Annotated in this window: 18 protein-coding genes; 8 read left to right on the forward strand and 10 right to left on the reverse strand. The window is 60.6% G+C overall.

Translation table 11 applies throughout. The features are described 5' to 3' along the window. Window positions 1-2 precede the first annotated feature (2 nt). From AC4FWB_RS16590 to AC4FWB_RS16600, 3 genes are read right to left on the reverse strand one after another with little or no spacing between them, the layout of a single operon-like run. On the reverse strand, window positions 3-782 hold the full coding sequence (locus AC4FWB_RS16590; RefSeq protein WP_491027298.1) for a MoaF C-terminal domain-containing protein: 780 nt from the start codon (window positions 780-782) through the stop codon (window positions 3-5). Next, window positions 779-1,189 (reverse strand): carboxymuconolactone decarboxylase family protein, encoded by a 411-nt coding sequence (locus tag AC4FWB_RS16595; protein WP_491027299.1) that lies wholly within the window; start codon window positions 1,187-1,189, stop codon window positions 779-781. Before AC4FWB_RS16595 ends, AC4FWB_RS16590 begins: the two co-directional genes overlap by 4 nt. Further along, window positions 1,186-2,118 (reverse strand): fumarylacetoacetate hydrolase family protein, encoded by a 933-nt coding sequence (locus AC4FWB_RS16600; RefSeq protein WP_491027300.1) that lies wholly within the window; start codon window positions 2,116-2,118, stop codon window positions 1,186-1,188. The genes AC4FWB_RS16595 and AC4FWB_RS16600 overlap by 4 nt, the downstream gene beginning before the upstream one ends. A gap of 300 nt (window positions 2,119-2,418) precedes the next feature. Here AC4FWB_RS16600 and AC4FWB_RS16605 point away from each other — a divergent pair, with 300 nt between their 5' ends. The 8 genes from AC4FWB_RS16605 to AC4FWB_RS16640 all read left to right on the forward strand — a co-directional run bounded on the left by AC4FWB_RS16605 (window position 2,419) and on the right by AC4FWB_RS16640 (window position 10,097). Then, entirely contained in the window at window positions 2,419-2,979 is a 561-nt protein-coding gene (locus AC4FWB_RS16605) for a VOC family protein (RefSeq protein WP_491027302.1), read from the forward strand. A 59-nt stretch (window positions 2,980-3,038) separates the two neighbouring features. Beyond that, window positions 3,039-3,863 carry a MoaF C-terminal domain-containing protein gene (locus AC4FWB_RS16610; protein WP_491027303.1) on the forward strand — a complete coding sequence of 275 codons (825 nt, stop codon included), beginning with the start codon at window positions 3,039-3,041 and terminating at the stop codon, window positions 3,861-3,863. Between the two features lie 114 nt (window positions 3,864-3,977). Next, window positions 3,978-5,090, forward strand: a complete 1,113-nt coding sequence (locus AC4FWB_RS16615; protein WP_491027304.1) for an ABC transporter ATP-binding protein — start codon at window positions 3,978-3,980, stop codon at window positions 5,088-5,090. Between the two features lie 53 nt (window positions 5,091-5,143). Continuing rightward, window positions 5,144-6,190: an ABC transporter substrate-binding protein gene (locus AC4FWB_RS16620; protein ID WP_491027305.1), complete on the forward strand. Its 1,047-nt coding sequence runs from the start codon at window positions 5,144-5,146 to the stop codon at window positions 6,188-6,190. Between the two features lie 118 nt (window positions 6,191-6,308). Then, the gene (locus tag AC4FWB_RS16625) at window positions 6,309-7,430 is read left to right on the forward strand and encodes an ABC transporter permease (protein ID WP_491027306.1); all 1,122 of its coding nucleotides are present in this window, start codon (window positions 6,309-6,311) and stop codon (window positions 7,428-7,430) included. Window position 7,431: 1 nt separating this feature from the next. Then, complete coding sequence (locus AC4FWB_RS16630) at window positions 7,432-8,232, forward strand: ABC transporter permease (RefSeq protein WP_491027417.1); 801 nt, start codon at window positions 7,432-7,434, stop codon at window positions 8,230-8,232. Window positions 8,233-8,291: 59 nt separating this feature from the next. Then, entirely contained in the window at window positions 8,292-9,416 is a 1,125-nt protein-coding gene (locus tag AC4FWB_RS16635) for an ABC transporter substrate-binding protein (RefSeq protein ID WP_491027307.1), read from the forward strand. Between the two features lie 81 nt (window positions 9,417-9,497). Then, the gene (locus AC4FWB_RS16640; RefSeq protein WP_491027308.1) at window positions 9,498-10,097 is read left to right on the forward strand and encodes an NADPH-dependent FMN reductase; all 600 of its coding nucleotides are present in this window, start codon (window positions 9,498-9,500) and stop codon (window positions 10,095-10,097) included. 202 nt (window positions 10,098-10,299) lie between these two features. Here the strand turns inward: AC4FWB_RS16640 and leuB are convergent, their stop codons facing one another. The 7 genes from leuB to AC4FWB_RS16675 form a co-directional block, all read right to left on the reverse strand. Continuing rightward, a complete protein-coding gene (gene leuB / locus AC4FWB_RS16645) occupies window positions 10,300-11,373 on the reverse strand; it encodes a 3-isopropylmalate dehydrogenase (RefSeq protein WP_491027309.1) in 1,074 nt (357 codons plus the stop codon). A gap of 15 nt (window positions 11,374-11,388) precedes the next feature. Continuing rightward, on the reverse strand, window positions 11,389-11,991 hold the full coding sequence (gene leuD / locus AC4FWB_RS16650; protein WP_491027310.1) for a 3-isopropylmalate dehydratase small subunit: 603 nt from the start codon (window positions 11,989-11,991) through the stop codon (window positions 11,389-11,391). A 1-nt stretch (window position 11,992) separates the two neighbouring features. Further along, entirely contained in the window at window positions 11,993-13,384 is a 1,392-nt protein-coding gene (gene leuC, locus AC4FWB_RS16655; RefSeq protein ID WP_491027419.1) for a 3-isopropylmalate dehydratase large subunit, read from the reverse strand. A 126-nt stretch (window positions 13,385-13,510) separates the two neighbouring features. After that, window positions 13,511-14,473 carry a LysR family transcriptional regulator gene (locus AC4FWB_RS16660; RefSeq protein ID WP_491027311.1) on the reverse strand — a complete coding sequence of 321 codons (963 nt, stop codon included), beginning with the start codon at window positions 14,471-14,473 and terminating at the stop codon, window positions 13,511-13,513. A gap of 2 nt (window positions 14,474-14,475) precedes the next feature. Then, window positions 14,476-16,230: a putative 2-aminoethylphosphonate ABC transporter permease subunit gene (locus AC4FWB_RS16665; protein WP_491027312.1), complete on the reverse strand. Its 1,755-nt coding sequence runs from the start codon at window positions 16,228-16,230 to the stop codon at window positions 14,476-14,478. Window positions 16,231-16,234: 4 nt separating this feature from the next. Then, complete coding sequence (locus tag AC4FWB_RS16670; RefSeq protein ID WP_491027313.1) at window positions 16,235-17,320, reverse strand: putative 2-aminoethylphosphonate ABC transporter ATP-binding protein; 1,086 nt, start codon at window positions 17,318-17,320, stop codon at window positions 16,235-16,237. Between the two features lie 88 nt (window positions 17,321-17,408). Further along, window positions 17,409-18,479, reverse strand: coding sequence for a putative 2-aminoethylphosphonate ABC transporter substrate-binding protein (locus AC4FWB_RS16675; protein WP_491027315.1), 1,071 nt, complete (start codon window positions 18,477-18,479; stop codon window positions 17,409-17,411). Between the last annotated feature and the right edge of the window lie 14 nt (window positions 18,480-18,493).

The following is an 18,493-nucleotide window of genomic DNA, read 5'->3' on the forward strand; positions in this document are numbered from 1 at the left end:
TTTCAGTAGTGGGTCTGGTTGACCAGCACGCCGGTGGCGCCGACGATCGCCTGGCTAATGACGCGTTTGTCCGGATCCCAGCCGACCAATCGGCCCGCCGACTTCGGGGCCTCGTTGAGGTCGATCACCAGGGCGCCGTTGAAGGGCGTGGCGCGGTCGGACCAGGTGAAGAGATAGAGCTTCTCGGCAATCTTGCGGACCGAAGTCGGTTCCACCGCGCCCATTCCGGCTTCCGGCCCGGTGATGCCGTGCCAGACATAGAGTTCCGGCTCGATATAGATATGCTCGAAGAAGTGGGTCGGGCCGTAGGTCCAGTGAATGCGCTTGCCGACCAGCTCCTTGGTCGGTTCGAAACGCTCGCCGATCTCACCGCCCACGCCTGCCTCGAGAATGACGCTCCTTTCGGCGATGGTCGAGGTACCTCCCATCATGACCGTGTGCACGATCACGGCCCGTTTACGGGCAAGGTCGAAGACCACCATGTCGTTGGAAGTGCTCTCAGGATGATTGATAGTTGCGGCCAGCAGTCCATGGCGCACTTCGATCGCTTCGTAGCTCGCCTCGCCGACCGGGAAGGCAACGTTCGCCGCCGGCTCGGAAGTCCAGCGTACCGTCTTGTCGCCGAAGCTCAGCGACACAGGCGGGCGGTCGGCGAAATGCAGCACTTGCGTCGTTCCGACGAGTGATTGCGTCGCGTCGAGCCGCAGAGCGTCATGACCCGGAAACAGCTTCTCGGGCGTGACGGTGTCGAGGCGCTTGTAGTTCTCCGCTATCTGGCTCATGGCTTACCTTTCGACGGTGTGTTGGATTGGGCTTCTGGGTTTTCCAGGACGTCCTGGGCGATGCGGAAGGATTCCACGCCCGCCGGGACGCCGGCGTAGATCGTGAGCTGGATGAGGGCGTCGCGGATCTCGTCCGGGGTGACGCCGTTGCGCAGCGCGCCGCGCAGATGCAGTGCAAGCTCGGCGCTTCGGCCGAGCGTGCCGAGCATGACGATGTTGAGCAGGCTGCGGTCGCGGCGACTGAGCGCCTCCCGCCCCCATGACGCCCCCCAGCAATATTCGGTGACCAATTCCTGGAAGTCGCGGCCGAATTCGCCCGCCCTGTCGAACGCGCGCTGCACATATTCCTCGCCGACGACCTCCTTGCGTATCTTCAGTCCCTTGTCGAACAGCGCCGGCTTGCTCATGCCGGGACCCCTTCATCGACGACCGGGTTGCTGAGCCTCCCGAGCCCCTCGATCTCGACGGAGATGGTGTCCCCGTTTGTCAGAAAGCGCGGCGGCTTGCGCGTGAAGCCGACGCCGGCCGGCGTCCCCATCGGGATGACGTCGCCGGGCTCCAGATCGATGAATTCTGAAATGTGTTCGATAATCGTCGGAATATCGAACAACATCTCGCTGGTATTGCCCGACTGCACCACTTCGCCATTGAGCGTCGTGGTGATCTGCAGCGCGTGAGGATTGGAGACTTCGTCGCGCAGCACCAAATAGGGTCCGAACGGTCCGGAGTGCGAGAAGTTCTTCCCCGCCGTGTACTGCGTCACCCGGAACTGGTAGTCACGGACGGTCACGTCGTTGAAGATCGAATAGCCGGCGACGTGGTCGAGCGCGTCTTTTCGCGAGATATAGCGGCCGGGTTTGCCGATGATGACGGCGAGTTCGCCCTCCCAGTCGAGTTGATGGGAAACTCGAGGCACGACCACCTTTCCGCCGGAGGCGACCAGCGTCTTGGCGAAGCGGGCAAAGATAATCGGGATCTCGGAGACGGGACGGCCGGCTTCCTCCGCGTGCTTGCCATAGTTGCGGGCAACGCAAATGATCTTGGGCGGGAAGGGGACCGGCGGCAGGAGATTGACAGTATCCGCCCGAACGAGGATCGAGCCGCGGCGCGCGTCCGCTTCATCCAATCCGGACGCCTTTTCGACCAGACGCCCCAGAGCCTTCAGGGCCGCATCGCCGGCTTCCAGAAAACCGACGGCATCCGATGCCCAGTTCTTGCCCGAAGGCACTTCCTGCGGAAAAGCACTGTTCGCATGGGCGAGATCGATGATCAGGTCGCCATATACCGCTCCGAGCCGCGGCTGATCGCCTGATGTGTATGCGACGAGCTTCGTCATTGCGCTCCCTTTGGGTTGTTTAAATCCGAATATCGGATAAATATAGTTCGATATTCGGTATCATAGTGGCCGACGCAACAACGGTCAAGGCAGGCGCTCGAGCTTTGCTCCAATTTACGCGGCACGCCCGCTGACCGGTCAGCACACTCACGACAAGCCGACTTTCCCGGGTGTTTTGGGCCTCCGTGTGCGTTCGACGATCAACCCCTCTTGACGTTCTGCGCTAGCTCATCTAGTTTCGAATAACGAACAAATTATGTCCGATTATAGGACAAGATTTTGACAAGGAGAGGAAGCACAATGACATTGCGCGTGGGTCGGCTCGGACATGTCGGGATCGCTGTCCGGGATATGGAGCGGTCGGTCGGCTTCTACACGGATGTTCTGGGAATGCGGCTGACCGAACAATTCAACTACGGCATGGACGAGGTCGGGCACGGTGTCGCGGTGCTGGCGGGATCTTTCGTGCGAAACGACTCCACCCATCATTGCCTGTCGATCTTCACGCTGCGGAATGCAGTCGAACCGCCAGCCGAACACGCCTTCGGCCTGCATCATATCGCCTTCGAGATGAACAGCTCGGACGACCTGCTGGCGCTCTACCGACGTTTCGAGGAGCGGGGCATCCCCATCGTCAATGCCCGCAAGGGCGGTCCTGGCAACCAGCCGCGCTTCTATGGACGCGATCCCGACGGCAACTTGCTCGAATTCTACTGGGGTATCGACCAGATCGGCTGGGACGGCATTGCTCGCCCCTATCCGCCGATCGAGGAGATCGAGCTTGGCCGCTTCGATTTCGAGGCGTTCGAGCGCGAGCGGGAACGCATGGCCGAGGCCGCCAGGAACGCCAAGACAGTCTGAGAAAACGAGCGTTGGCGCGACCGGAGTGGCGCGCCGCGACTTCACAAAGGGAGGGGCCGATGGCCGCCAGCGCTGCTGCTTCTGCTGCCCATTGGCCGCAGATAGGAGACATTCTGCAAAATCACTCCGGCGGCAGGCCGGACCCGACATCGGACCTTGCGGGCAGATCGCTTGACGTTGCCTTCGCTGACGGGGGCGCGCTCAGGCTGGCGTTCTCCACAGCGGAGCTCTTGTCCTGGAGCGCAGGCTTGAGAGGGCATGATCGGCAGCCATATCAAGCATTCCGGGTACGCGACCGCATGTATTTCGTCGACTTCATCGACGCCGGCGACGAGATGAGATCGATCAGCCTCTGGTTGGATCTGACGCGCAATGCCGTTCTCCTGATCGAGGGTTCGGTGGCCGATCGGACGGCCGAAGACATGAATCTCCTCACCCGCGTCGAGAAGACCGGTGCACAAAGCGTGCCGACGCTGACCTATCGTACCGGCGGCATTGGACGATCCGTCCCTGAGTTTCCTCGAACCGAGAAGCTTTTCGGGAAGTACTTTCGGTATGAGTACAGCGATACGCACGTCTATGATCATTACTACGTGAACCCGAAATACTATTTCTGGTACTGCTGGCGTGGTCCGGATGCAGGCATAGGCGAGTTTGACGAGGCCGACTACTTCGAACTGGCCGAGGACGTATATCTGATCTGCTGGCGGGAAAAGTTCCTACCCTGCCTTGCCGTCACCATCGAGGACCTCAGCTCGATGCGTTCGATCGGCAAGGTGTTCGGCGCCGATTCACACACATGGCGGACCGGCAACAGTACAGTCGGAGCAACGATGAGCATCATCGCGACGATCCCGCCAGGCGCGGTCGGTTCGCTTGCGTAGCGCTCCGGCATGAGGAGCGCCGCAGGCAAGGGCGAGCGTGAAACGAGGAGCGGCTAAGTCACCTCCGCGTGATGAAACCTTGGCGCGGAAGAAGCTGGGAAAGTATCGCCGGAGATGATGCAGCACGACACGACAAGGACGCAGCAGGAACCAACGCCCATCGCGCGGTTCGGCGGTGTTTCCAAGAATTACGGCGCGTTCCGGGCTCTGAGCGGCATCGATCTTGCCATCAGACGCGGCGAGTTCCTCACCCTGCTTGGTCCTTCCGGTTCGGGCAAGACGACCTCTTTGATGCTGCTGGCGGGTTTCGACACCCCGACGACGGGCACGATCGAAATGGACGGCACACGCATCGAAGGCCTGCCGGCGCACAAGCGGGACATCGGCGTGGTGTTCCAGAACTATGCCCTGTTTCCTCACCTCACCGTGGCGGAGAACCTGGCATTTCCCCTGTCCGTACGACGCGTCGCGAAGGCAGAAATCGGCGAGCGCGTCCAGAAGGCGCTGAACCTTGTCCATCTCGACGGCATGGGCGGGCGAAAGCCTTCGCAATTGTCGGGCGGGCAGCAGCAGCGTGTCGCGCTCGCCCGCGCGATCATCTTCAAGCCGCGCCTAATCCTGCTCGACGAGCCGCTCGGCGCCCTGGACAAGAACCTTCGGGAGCACATGCAGGCGGAGTTGAAACACCTGCATCGGCAGCTCGGCATCACCATGGTGTTCGTTACCCATGATCAATCCGAGGCCCTCAATCTTTCGGATCGCGTCGCCGTGTTCAATAAGGGCCGGCTCGAGCAGATCGATCCCCCCGAGCTGCTGTACGAACGACCGTGCACGCCCTTTGTCGCTTCCTTCATAGGCGAGAACAACCTGCTCGACGGTCGGGTGGAGGCGCTTGCGAATGGCCGGGCCACGATCCGGCTGGAGGCAGGAGCAGTCCTGCATATGAAGGTCGCCGGAAATCCGGCGATCGGCGATCTAGTCAAAGTGGGTATCCGACCGGAACATGTGACGGTCGGTGGCAGCGGAGGGTCATTCGCGGCGACGGTCATCGAGATCTCCTACCTCGGCGACGTGCGCCGAGTGGCCGTCGAATGCGTCGGCGTGGGGCGTCTCACGCTCAAACTTCCAACAGGCGCCGAGGCCAGCCAGGTCGGCATCGGCGACGAAATCCGGGTCGTCATCCCGCAGGCGCTGTGCAGGGCGCTGCCCGACACAGGCGGCGACTGACGCTCGCGATGCATTTGCGAAGTACCAATCCAACCAAGAAAGGGGAACTGACCATGAAAATAAGAACAGTCCTTCATGCGGCACTTCTGGCGTCTGTCATCGCGCTGCCCGGGATCGCCGTCGCTCGCGATCTTACCGTAGTGTCGGCAGGCGGCATCTTTCAGGATGCGCAACGCCAGGTGTATTTCGATCCTTTCCGCAAGGAGACAGGCATTCCGCTTGCGGAAGACAGCTGGGATGGCGGTATTGGCGTCCTTCGCACCAAGGTCGGCGCCGGCGAGGCCAACAATTGGGATGTGGTCGAGGTCGAGGCCGAGGAGGAAGCGCTCGGATGTGAAGAGGGTCTCTTCGAAACCATCGACCCCGCCACTGTGGGCGGTGCCGATCGCTATATCGCTGGTAGCGTCACCGAATGCGGCGTTCCTGCCAACGTGTTCAGCATTGTGCTCGCCTATGACGGCGCGGTGTTCAAGGACGGTCCGAAAAGTTGGGCCGATGTCTGGGACACGAAAAAATATCCGGGCAAGCGCGCCTTCCGCAACGGGCCGAAATTCACGCTGGAGGCGGCGCTGATGGCCGATGGGGTTGCGCCAACGGACGTCTACAAGACCCTGCGCACCCCCGAGGGGGTCGACAGGGCCTTCAAGAAACTCGACGAGCTCAAACCCAACATCGTCTGGTGGTCGTCGGGCAACCAGCCGATGCAACTGCTCGGCTCCGGAGAGGTGGCGATGACCACCTCCTACAACGGTCGCATCCGCGGCGCCAATGCCGAGAACAAGCGCGACTTCAAGATCATGTGGCCCGGCAACATCCTCAACATCGATTCCTGGGTCATCCTCAAGGGCTCTCCCAACAAGGACAACGCCGTCAAGCTCCTGGAGTATCTCGGCCGCACCGACCGTCAGGTGGAGTGGCCTGCCAAGCTTGGCTACGGCGTCGGCTCTGTCGCGGCGCAGGCAGGCCTGCCAGCAGATATCGCAAAGACGCTGCCGACATCGCCGGAGCACATCGCCGCCGGCATCACCGTCGACGCCAATTTCTGGGTGCAGAACATCGACGCCTTGAACGAGCGGTTCTCCGCGTGGGCCGCGAAATAGCGGTAAGCATGGCGGCGGACCCCTGTCCGCCGCCGGCATCGCGGAGGCACAGTCGATGATCACCGAGATCAACAGACGGCGACGAGCGTTCGGCGCAAATGCAGTGGGCATTGCCCTCGTGGCCCCTCTTGTCCTGTTCCTCCTCGCCTGCTTCTTCGTCCCGCTCGCGGGCATGCTGTTTCTGTCTGTCGACGATCGCGAACTCGCTGCGGTGATGCCCAGAACGGTTGCGGCACTGGCTGATTGGGATGGCGCCGACATCCCGGCGACGGCGGTCTTCGAGGCGGCGGGCAAGGATCTGGCCGATGCGCGCAAGGCAAAGGTTGCCGGCACGGCCGCGCGTCGGCTTGGCTATGAATCGGCCGAATGGCGCATGATCGTGCAATCGACCGCGCGGGCGCTGCCACGCGACCCCGCCAGTGTCAGCGACTGGAAATCGACGCTGATCGCAACCGACGGCGCATGGGGCAAACCCGAGATCTGGCGCGCGCTCGATCGAGCCAGGGGGCCACTCACCGATCTCTACCTTCGTTCAGCCCTTGGAATGCAGAACGGCCAGGATAGCGCGCTCTACCTCAGCGTGCTTGCTCGCACCTTCGTCATTGCCCTGTCGGCGACGGCGATCTGTATTCTGCTTGCGTTGCCGGCCGCGCATCTTCTTGCCAGCGTCAGTCAGGTGACAGCCAATTTCCTGATGCTGGCGCTGCTGTTGCCGTTGTGGACGTCCGTGCTGGTGCGCTCGACGTCCTGGCTGGTCATTCTGCAAAAGAACGGCGTCTTCAACCAGGTGCTGATCGGATTGGGGATCATCGATGCTCCGCTCGAGCTCGTCTACAACCGCATCGGCGTGCTGATCGCGCTTACCCACATATTGCTGCCTTATGCGGTGCTGCCGCTCTATGCTTCCATGAAGGCGCTGCCGCGCACGCAGATGCAGGCCGCTCGATCGCTCGGCGCCGGTCCGCTCAACTCGTTCTTCCGAATCTACCTGCCGCAGATCGTCCCGGGCATCTCGGCCGGCGGGCTGCTCGTGTTCATCCTGGCGCTGGGCTACTACGTCACGCCGCTGCTTCTCGGCGGCCAGGGCGACCAGATGCTGCCCTTCTACATCGCCTACAACACGCTGCAGGCGCTGAACTGGGGGCTCGCGGCGGCTCTCGCCAGTATCCTGCTCGTCGCGACAGTCCTGCTCTATTCGCTTTATGTGCGACTTGTCGGCGTGCAGCGGGTGGGGGTCTGACATGGTGGACAGCACGCGCATCTGGCTCTGGGGTGCCCGGCTTGCCGGAGCGCTGGTTCTGGTCTTCCTGCTGTTACCGATCTTCGCCATCGTGCCGCTTTCTTTCAACGGCGGCTCGATCTTGGCCTATCCGCTGCAAGGCCTGTCGCTGAAATGGTACGCCGCAGTCATCTCGACGCCACGCTGGATCCACGCGGTCGGCAATTCGTTGATCGTGGCGTTCTCGACGGTCGCCATCTCGACGCCTCTCGGCACACTCGCCGCGCTTGGTCTCGGCAGGATCACCTTCCCGGGAAAGTCCCTGCTGATGGCGCTGCTGATTTCGCCGATGATCGTGCCGGTGATTATCACCGCGGTCGGGGTTTATTTCTTCTTCGCTCCGCTTGGGCTTGCCAACAGCCTGACCGGCCTGGTTCTTGCGCATTCCGTCATCGCCGTCCCGCTTGTGCTGGTGACAGTCAATGCCTCGGTGAGCCAGCTGGACAAGGGCTTGCTGCGGGCTGCGGAGAGCCTTGGCGCGCCGCCCATGACGACGTTCCGCAGGATCACCATCCCACTCATCCTGCCAGGCATCGTCTCCGGAACGATCTTTGCCTTCGCGGCTTCGTTCGACGAAGTGGTCATTGCCCTCATGATCACCGGGCCTAGCCAGAAAACCTTGCCGCGGGAGCTGTTGAGCGGCACCCGCGAGAACCTGGATCCGACCGTGCTGGCCGTCGCCAGCATTCTCATCGCCATTTCGGCCTGTCTGCTGTTGCTGCTGAATGTCGTTCAACATCGATCGGCCATGCAGCGAAGCTGACCGGCGTCACAAGCTCCGGGGCGGGGCTAGATACGACGAAACTTGGAAAGGTAGACAGCGTGAATTTCACTCGCAGAAAAGCCCTGGGGCTTGCCATTGGCTCGGCCGTGCTTGCCAACGCAGGAAAAGCGTCGGCTGGACAATCCGTATCGCCCGAGCGGCGAAGCCTCGATCAGCTCTATAAAGCAGCACTCGCTGAAGGCGGGCGGGTCATCGTCTATGCCGGCGGAGACACACCCGGACAGCAGGACGGGACTAAGAAGGCGTTCGAGCAACGCTTTCCCGGAGTCGTGCTCGACGTGGTTGTGGACTATTCGAAGTTCCATGAAGCGCGCATCGATAACCAGATCGCGACCAAGACCCTCGTTCCCGATATCATCCAGATCCAGACCCTGCAAAACTTCCCGCGCTGGAAGAAACTGGGCGTGCTCCAGCCCTACAAGCCAATTGGCTGGGACAAGGTCTATAGCGCCTTCAAGGATGGCGACGGCGCCTATACCGGCGTGTTCGTCGACGCGTTCTCCAATCTGGTCAATTCAAAGCTGCTCCCGGATCAAGCGACTTGGCCGCGCGAGGCCAAGGACTATTTGCGCCCCGAATTCAAGGGCAAGATCGTGCTGACCTATCCGACCGACGACGACGCGGTGCTGTTCTGGTTCAAGCAGGTCGTCGACAAATACGGTTGGGACTATGTGGCTGAGTTGGCCAAGCAGGAGCCGATCTTCGTGCGCGGCACGCAGGCGCCGACGGACATGGTGGAAGGCGGCCAGGCCACCGTCACCTTCTCGACCGACGGCGGGCTCGTGTCGTTCCCGGGCACCGTCTCCCGCTTCGTGTTGCCAAAGGAAGATCCGTTCGTTGCTTGGCCGCAGCAGGCCGCAATCCTCAAAGGGGCAAAGCATCCTGAGGCCGCGAAGCTCTATCTGAGCTGGCTGCTCGACAGGGAGACGCAGACGAACGTCTGGTACATGTGGTCGGTGCGCACCGACATCGCGCCGCCGGAAGGCTACAAACCGATCTGGGAATACAAGAACGGCGATCCGACCGCTTTCGGGAAATTCCTTGCCGATCGTGCGGCCGTCGAAAGCTTTCGTTCCCAGATAGGACTCTACCTGGGCGAGGCAAAAGGCGAACCCTCGCCGGGCCACCTCGGACTGCACCCCGACAAAGCGCTGCCACACTAGAACTGTTCAGCGTATCGGGTCGACGGGCCGTTGGGCGGACTTTTCACCCCGGCCATGCGTTGCGAAGCAAACAGGTGAGCTATGGACATCGCCGTTATCTGCGGAAGCCTTCGCAAGGGCTCGTTCAATATGATGCTGGCGCGGAACCTTGCCGCGCTGGCGCCAAGCGACATGCGGCTCGCGTTGCTCGAGGGCCTGGAACTCTTTCCGCCATACTGCGCCGACATCGCGGCAACGCCCGAGATCGTCAAGCGATGGGTTGGTGCTATCGCAGCCGCCGATGGCGTCATCCTGGTGTCGCCTGAATACAACCATTCCATCCCGGGTACGCTCAAGAATGCGCTCGACTGGATTTCCCGAGATCCGGGCAAGCCTTTCGCCGGGAAGCCTGTCGCCCTTCAATCGGCTTCAACAGGGATGCTCGGCGGCGCCCGCATGCAATATCACCTGCGCCAGATCATGGTCTTCTTCGACGCGCGCTTGCTGAACAAACCTGAACTGTTCGTCAGCGATGCCGCATCCAGATTCGCCGCCGATGGGATCCTCCGCGACGAAAAAACCGCCGGGGCGATAGCCGCGCATTTGGCCGCTTTTCGGGTGTTCGTGCGCGACCATCAACCTGAAAGACCGTGGGGCTCGAATGACGTTCAAAAGGTGGGCGCTGGCGAACCGATCGTCTGAAGGGCTGGCGGCCTTGAAATATCGGAGCATTTAATTAACCGGTTAAATAAATGATGCGCTGCATGCGACGTTGAGAACGGGAGGACGCAATCCATGCAACTCAAGGAGGGAGGAGGCGTCAGGCGTCAGAGTAGCCCTCGGGCCTACTCTACGATCTACCCGCGAGAACGGGCATTACGGGCGCCACTGCACTAGGGGATCGCTACGAGGCCAGGGCAGCGACAATTCGATCACCCATCTCTTCCGTGCCGATAGGCTGTCTGCCAAGCCTGGCAATGTCGCGGGTGCCATAGCCTTCTGCAAGTATGCTCTTGACGGCATTTTCAAGTGTTCTCGCCGCGTCATCCCGACCAAAACTCAGCCTGAGCATCATTGCGACGGAGAGTATCGCGGCAAGCGGATTGGCTATGTCCTTGCCAGCGATATCCGGTGCGCAACCATGAACCGGCTCGAACAGGCCCTTTTTGTCAGCATTTAGCGATGCTGAAGGCAGCATTCCGATGGATCCGACCAACATCGATGCTTCATCGGACAGGATATCGCCGAAGAGATTGGCGGTGACGATGACGTCAAATGCCTTTGGGGTTCGTAAGAGGGCCATCGCTGCTGCGTCGATGTAAAGGTGGCACAACTCGACGTCCGGATAATCGGCACCAACCTCATTGACGATCTCGCGCCACAATTCCATTGTCTCAAGCACATTTGCCTTGTCGACCGAACAGAGTTTCCTGCGGCGAGACCGAGCCGCGCGGAAGCCTGCATGAGCAATCCTTCGTATCTCAGCCTCAGTGTAGCTCATGGTGTTGAATCCACGTCGGGAGCCGTCGGCCTCCCTCTCGATCCCGCGCGGCTCTCCGAAATAGAGATCGCTGGTGAGCTCGCGCAGGATCATGAAATCGACACCCTGGACAACTTCGGGTTTGAAGATTGTCGTGTCAGCGAGCTCGCTCCATGCCACCACCGGCCGATAGTTGGCGAAGAGGTCGAGCTCGCGGCGCAACGTCAGCAGCGCATCGCCAGGCCGAAGCCCGCGCGGTAGCGTCTCGTATTGAAACCCGCCCTCCGCGCCGAACAATATCGCGTCGGCTTCTCGCGCCAAGGCAAGCGTCTCCGGGGGCAGGGGGTGACCTTTGGCCTCATACGCACATCCGCCTATGAGCGCTTCCTTCAGCTCGATGGCGAGGCCGTAACGTGCCGCGATCGAACGCAAGACTTTAACTGCTTGGCGCGTGACTTCTGGGCCGATGCCATCGCCTGGCAGGATAGCGATTTTCATGTCTTTCTCCGAACGTCAAAGGGAATTGGGCGCGCCGGCCTCGGTGCGCTCGAAATCGTTGACGCGGTCGAGCAGCGACAACGTGTAATCGATCTCGTCGAGACCGGCGAGGAGGCAAGAGCGGCCGAAGGGATCTACGGAAAACGGGTACACCAGGCCGTCCGCATCGATGACCTGCTCATTCTCCAGGTCGATCGTGAGCGACGTTCCCGGAGATGCATCAAGCCTCCACCGGATCGTTCGGACGATCTCTGCAGGCAAGGTGACAGGCAGCAGTCCGTTCTTCAGGCAATTGGCCTGGAAGATGTCGCCGAAGCTTACGGCGACAATGCTGCGGATGCCGAAATCGACGAGCGTGTGAACGGCCTGTTCGCGCGAAGACCCGCAACCGAAGTTCCGGTCGGCGACAAGGATCGTGGATTTCAAGAAGCCGACGCGATTCAGCACGAAATCGGGGAGCTGGTCTCCGGTTGTGGCAAAACGCAGATCATGAAAGCAGAAGCGTCCGTAGTCGATGCGTCGCTTGTGCATGAAGCGTGCCGGCAAGATCTGATCGGTGTCTATGTCCGCACCCTCGATGGGCGCCGCTATGCCGGTTAGAGATCCAAAGCGTTCCATGTCAGTTTCGCACCAGTTGACGCACATCGGTCAGACAGCCGCCGACGGCCGCCGCCGCGGCCATCGGCGCGCTCATCAGGTGGGTGCGTGCTCCGCGCCCCTGCCGTCCAACAAAATTGCGGTTCGTGGTGGAGGCACAACGCTCGCCACTCGGCACAGCATCGCCGTTGATGGCTAGGCACATGGAGCAACCGGCGTAACGCCATTCGCAGCCGGCTTCGAGGAAGATGCGATCGAGGCCTTCCGCCTCGGCCTGCGCTCTCACAAGTCCAGAGCCTGGAACGACAAGAGTCGGCACTAGGGCACGTCTTCCCTTCAGAACTGATGCCGCAGACCGCAGATCCTCGATCCGGCCGTTTGTGCATGATCCGATGAAGACGCGATCGACCTTGAGACCCTCCAATAAGGTGCCAGCGCTAAGTCCCATATAGTGGAGCCCCTTTTCAACCCTGGCGCGCCTCAACGGATCAGCGACATCACCGGGATTAGGAACCTGATCGGTAATCGCCGCGGAATCTTCCGGGCTCGTCCCCCAGGACACCATGGGTGCGAGCATGCCTGCGTCGAGGACTACCTCCGCGTCGAAGACGGCGTCAGCGTCGCTGGAAAGCGCGGTCCACTTCGCAACAGCTTGGTCCCATGCCTGGTTCTTTGGAGCGAAAGGACGACCTTTGAGATAAGCGAACGTCTTTGCGTCGGGGGCGACCATGCCGGCTCGCGCGCCTGCCTCGATCGACATGTTGCAAAGCGTCATGCGGCCTTCGATGGAAAGGTCCCGAATGGCGTCGCCAGCGTATTCGATGACATGGCCAGCTGCGCCCGAGACCCCAATCGACGCGATAATGCCCATGATGATGTCTTTGGCAACGACACCTGGCTTGGCTGAGCCATTTACCGTTACCCGCATGGTGCGCGGCTTGCGCTGCCACAAGGTCTGAGTTGCAAAGACATGGCTAACTTCCGAGGAACCGATACCGAAGCCGAGCGCCCCCAGCGCCCCGTGCGTCGAAGTATGGCTGTCGCCGCATACGATCGTCATTCCGGGCAGGCTCAAGCCCTGTTCGGGGCCGACCACATGCACAATGCCCTGTCTCGCATCGTCGAGTGAAAAGAAGGCGATCTCATTGTCCTGCGAAAAGCGAACGAGCTCTTCGATCAGCTCACGCCGCTCCGCATCGACGGTATCGTCCAGGGTTCGACCACGCGTGGACACATAGTGGTCGGGCATCGCGAAAGTCAGATCGGGTCTGCGGACCTTCATTCCCTTTCGCCGCAACGTTTCGAAGGCCTCAAGCGGCAGGTCGTCGCCCACATAATGTCGGTCGATGTACAGCAATGTCTGTCCGTCCAGTCTCTCAAAGACCTTGTGACGGTCCCAAATCTTGTCGAACATCGTGCCGGACAAGGCGCATCCACTCCGAATCTGGATACTCTGAGGGCGTCCAATCGCCCCTTCAGCAGGATGATAGGGAGCAAGGCCGAGCGCGGAAGTCGTCATTCACCAAGCATGCTGCGCGGATCACGATGCTTGAGCAGCCTCGAGCAAATGACGCAGCAGCAGTCGTGTCGCGACGGGAAGCTCTGCATCGCCGCGCACACAGATCTTGTGCTCGCGCACCGCCCAGTCCTCGTCCAGCGCGACGGTCGAAATATTCATGACCAGGCTGAGCTTGGCAGCGAGCCGGTCCGGAATGATGCCCAGACCCAAGCCGGTTTCAACCATCCGGCACACTGCGTCGAAGCCACCGACTCGAACGCGGGAGCGCAAGACGCACCCAAGCTCGCCAGCGTTCTTCAACAAGAGAGTCTGGATGGAACTGCGGGGTTCCTGCTCGATGAGATCGTATCCGAGCAGCTCGGAAAAAGACACGTCGGCGCGGCCGGCAAGGTCATGCTCGTTCGGCACAACGACGACCAGGCGGTCCTCGAAACAACGGTGCACGACCAGATCACCGGTGGGCAGCGCGCCAGAAAAGATTCCGATGTCGGCGCTGTTGTCCATCACGGCCTGAATGTTCACGGGGCTGAGGTTCGATTGCAACTCCACGCGTACCTGCGGATACCGTTCGGCAAAGCTGGCAAGCTGCTCGGGTATGAAGCCGAAGAGGGTTGATTCATTGGCCCAGATGCGAACCTGGCCGCGAGTGCCGCCCGAGAAATCGATAAGTTCAGCTTCAAGCTCGGCCAGGTTGCGCATGATCAAACGCGCATGCTGGAACAGCGCTTGCCCTGCGGGTGTCGGCTCGACGCCCTGGCGATGGCGGAGCAGCAGCTCTGTACGAAGCGCCTGCTCGAGGTCGCCGATCCGCTTGCTGACCGCGGATGCCGCGATATTCTCGCGTTCCGCAGCGCGCGCAATACTGCGCTCTTCAATTATGGCAACGAAGAGCCGTAACGTCAGAAGATCGATACGCGAGCTGACATTGATCCGGATTGGCTTCGGCGCTCCCGTGCCTCGTGTCGCTGGCCCATAGCTTCGCACTTTCAAGTCGCCGATAGAAGATGCGCGGGACCAGCGGGCAAGTCGCGCCCGCGACGGTGCCGCCACGCCTGAGTGCGGTTGACGACTACCGACGTGAGGATCACCTGAAGCAATTTGGCGCAAGCCGCCGACAGCAGGATCAAGACCGCCATGGCAGCCGCGGCAGCCGTATCGCCTGTATCGTCCATTTCGACAACAGCTACCGAGGCGAGTTTCGTTGCGGGCTGATAGAGGAATACGACAGCGCCGATCGTCGTCATGGCGTTGAGGAAGAAATAGGTAGCTATGTCGATGACCGTGGGCAGACAGATTGGCAGCGTTACGCGGGCAAAAGTCCGCCAAAAAGGTACGCCAAGCGCTGCCGCTGCCTCGTCGATCTCGCGGTCAATTTGCTGTAGCGCCGTTGTCGCCATCAAATGCGGCACAGTGTAGTAGTGCGCAACCGTAGCCATCACCAAAATCGACAATCCGCCATACAGTCCGTTCAGCGGGTTCGACGCGTCGTTGAAAAAGAAGATGTAGCCGAGTCCAAGCACCAGCCCCGGCACGGCAATAGGGAGCATTGCGAGTGCCCGATAGAGCGTCCGCGGCAATACCTGACCCGGTCCTTTCTCAGTCAGATAAGCGCCACCAAAGGCACAGACTGTTCCGGCCAATGCCGTCCAACCAGCCATCTTCAAGCTGTTGATATACGAAGACCAGCCGGCCGCGTCATAGGACGCGAAGTCATAGTTGTTGAGCGAGAGGCTCAAATCGTAAGGCCAGAAGGCTACCAGGGAGGCCAGTATCGCGGTTCCGACCACCGATAGGATGAGGAGGGCGACGACGCTGACAGCCATCAGCATCAACTGGTCGAATTCGCGGCGAGGCTGGGGAACGAGCACCACGGCACGTGCGCTCAACATCGACTTCTGGCGGCGCCGGACATGGAGGTCGACGACAAAGGACAGAACTGCCGGCAACAGCAGCAGTACACCCACGACCGCGCCCATCCGAAAATTCTGCTGGCCAATCACCTGCTTGTAGATGTCGATCGACAAGACGTTGAACTGCCCGCCGATGACCTTGGCAACGCCGAAGTCGGTGACGGCGATCGTGAACACCACGAATATCGCATTGATGAGCCCGTACCGGGCTCCCGGCAGCGTGATGGTGCGAAACATCTTTCGCCGCGATGCGCCCAATGTCTGCGCGGCCTCGTAGAGACGCGCATCCGACATACCCAAGGCCGTCATGAGGATCATTAGCGCGTGCGGGAAGCAGTAGAAAACCTGTGCCGCGACCATCCCGGATAAGCCGTAGATCGTCGCGTCCCCAATCCAATCCTTGAGGAAACCTTGATTGCCGAAAAGATAGATCAGCGCGATCGCCGGCAGCAGCGAAGGCGAAAGGATGGGCAGGAGGCCGATGCCTCGGAAGAGCGGTTTGAGAGGTATGCAACTGCGCGAAAGAGCGTAGGCATAGGCAAAGGCGATCGCGACCGTAATCGCCGTGGTCAGCGCGCCCAGCAACAGGCTGTTTCCAATCGAAACTGAAAGCGATGAGCTGGCGAGATAGGCCTGAAAATTGGCCAGCCCAACAAAGGTCCCGTCTTGGTCTTCGACGCTCTTTACGAGAATTGACGCGACCGGCAGGAGCACCAATGCGATGAGCACTGCGACCAGTATCGCTGTCAGCCCGAAATGGGCGATTGCCTCGGACGTCAACTTGGGTCGGCGGCGCAGGGCGACAATTTCGATCTGGTTCCCGCTAGGCATGATCTTATGCCGACAGCAACTGCATGCGATGTGGGTCCAGCGCTACGGCCACGGATTCACCAGGGCCAATCTTAAGGCCTTGCAGTTCGCGCGCTGAAACATCGGCACACAATGTAGTGACGCCCCATTCTTGCACACAAAGCCGCAGTCTGGTGAAGGGGCCCAGGAATTCCGCCCCCGTCACGCTCGCCAGCGCTTTGCTGGCGGCGCCTGCGCCGTCGCGAGGCGCCGCCGACACCGCGATGTCCTCGGGACGGACGCAAAGCCGTGCTGCGCCGTCGGCCGAACCGACCGGCACCGCTATCGCCACTGTGCCATGCTCAGTCCTGAACACGCCGTGCGAAACATGACCGGTGATCACGTTCATCTTGCCGACGAAGTCCGCGACGAAAAATGAAGACGGACGGCCGTAGATCTCCGCAGGCGAGCCGACTTGTTCAATGGACCCGTGATTCATGACGACGATCCGATCTGCCATCGCCAGGGCTTCTTCCTGGTCGTGAGTGACCATGATCGTCGTCAGTCCAAGCCGGCGTTGCAGATCCTTGATCTGTTCCCGCAAGTGCACGCGCACCTTGGCGTCAATCGCGCTTAACGGCTCATCCAACAGAAGCAGTTTCGGTCTCGGCGCAAGGGCTCGCGCCAAGGCAACGCGCTGCTGCTGCCCTCCCGAAAGCTGCGAGGGATACTTGTCCTCGATGCCCGGCAGGCCAACCATTTCGAGCAGTGCGCTGACCCGCTCATGAGCTTCGCGCCGGCCTGATTTCAGACCATAGCCCACATTGTGGCGAACGGTGAGATTTGGAAATAGCGCATAGGACTGGAACAGTATGCCAAACCCTCGCTCGGCCGCCGACAGATCGGATATGTCGCGGCCTGCGTGTCTGAGCGTGCCGGTGCTTTGCCGCTCCAGCCCAGTTATGATGCGCAAAAGCGTCGTCTTTCCGCAACCTGAAGGGCCTAGGAAACTGACGAACTCGCCATCATGGATGTCGAGATCGATCTTCTTAAGCGCGACATGGCGCCCGAAAATCTTGCCTACGTCGCGGATCTCAAGAAGCGCGGATGCCTTACCATTAGAGGCGTTCATCGAGTTGGGGATCCAAGTCCTTCGAGGTGGTATAATGCCCCCTGAAACTGCCGCGCACTGCAAGTACGCGGCAGCCGGCTGTCAGGTCTCAATTGTTCTTCGGTTCGGATTTGCCGTCGTAACGCTTGACCCATTCCGCCGTGACGGCTTCGCGATCATGCGCGCTCGTGGCAAGGTCCTGATCGGACATCGCAGCCTCGGCGCCGGCCGGATATGCCTTCGGGGTGGGAAAGTCCCCAGGGTAGGCGACGATGGCCATGAACTTGTTGTACTGGTCGTTGGCCGCCTTGCTCACGGAGAAGTCGGCCAGTTCCTGGGCAGCCTTGAGTTTCTTCGTGCCCTTGATAATCGCAGTCGCCTCGATATCCCATCCAGTCTTATCCTTCGGCAGAATGATATCGATGGGCGCACCTTTCGCTTTGAGCTGAGGCGCCGTGATGTCGGTTGAAATACCAATGACATATTCTCCGGTCGCCGCCATCTTGCAGGGCTTTGACCCTGAATGGGTGTAGAGGGCGATGTTCTCATGGAGCGCATCCATGAATGGCCAGGCCTTGTCCCCCATGGACTGCTTCCAATGATTGACGGCCAGATAGCCGGTATGGCTGGAAGCCGGATTGGGCATCGTGATCTGCCCTTTGTAGATCGGCTTGGCCAAATCCGCCCAGGTTTCTGGCGCCGGGATGTTGCGTTTCTTCGCCTCGATCGTGTTGAAACAGATCAAGCTCATCCAGGTGTCCATGCCAGTCCATGCAGGCGGATTCTTGTCATCGCGAAAGCGCGGCTTCAGTTTCTCATAGTCCTTCGGCGCATAGGGCTCGAGCATTCCAAGCTTGTCCAGGCTAACGAGGTGCATCAGGGGCACACCCCAAACCGCGTCCGCGTGTGGATTGTCCTTCTCGGCCAGCAAGCGCGCCAAGACGATTCCAGGACTGTCCCGCAGCCAAGCAATCTCGACGTCGGGATATTGCTTCTCGAACGCGGCCTTACATGGGGCGAGTTGCTCTTTTTCCAGTGCGGTGTAGACGGTGATGGTCTCTTTGGCTGACTGAGCATATCCCGTCGAAACAGTCTGCGCGATGAGGGCGGCGGCAAGAAGCACAGACAGCGTCCACCGATGTCTCCGCGAGTGTTGTGGCGTTTGGACGTTAGTGGTCATTTTGTTCTCCCCTT

This window comes from Mesorhizobium sp. LEGMi-168a (assembly GCF_058312955.1).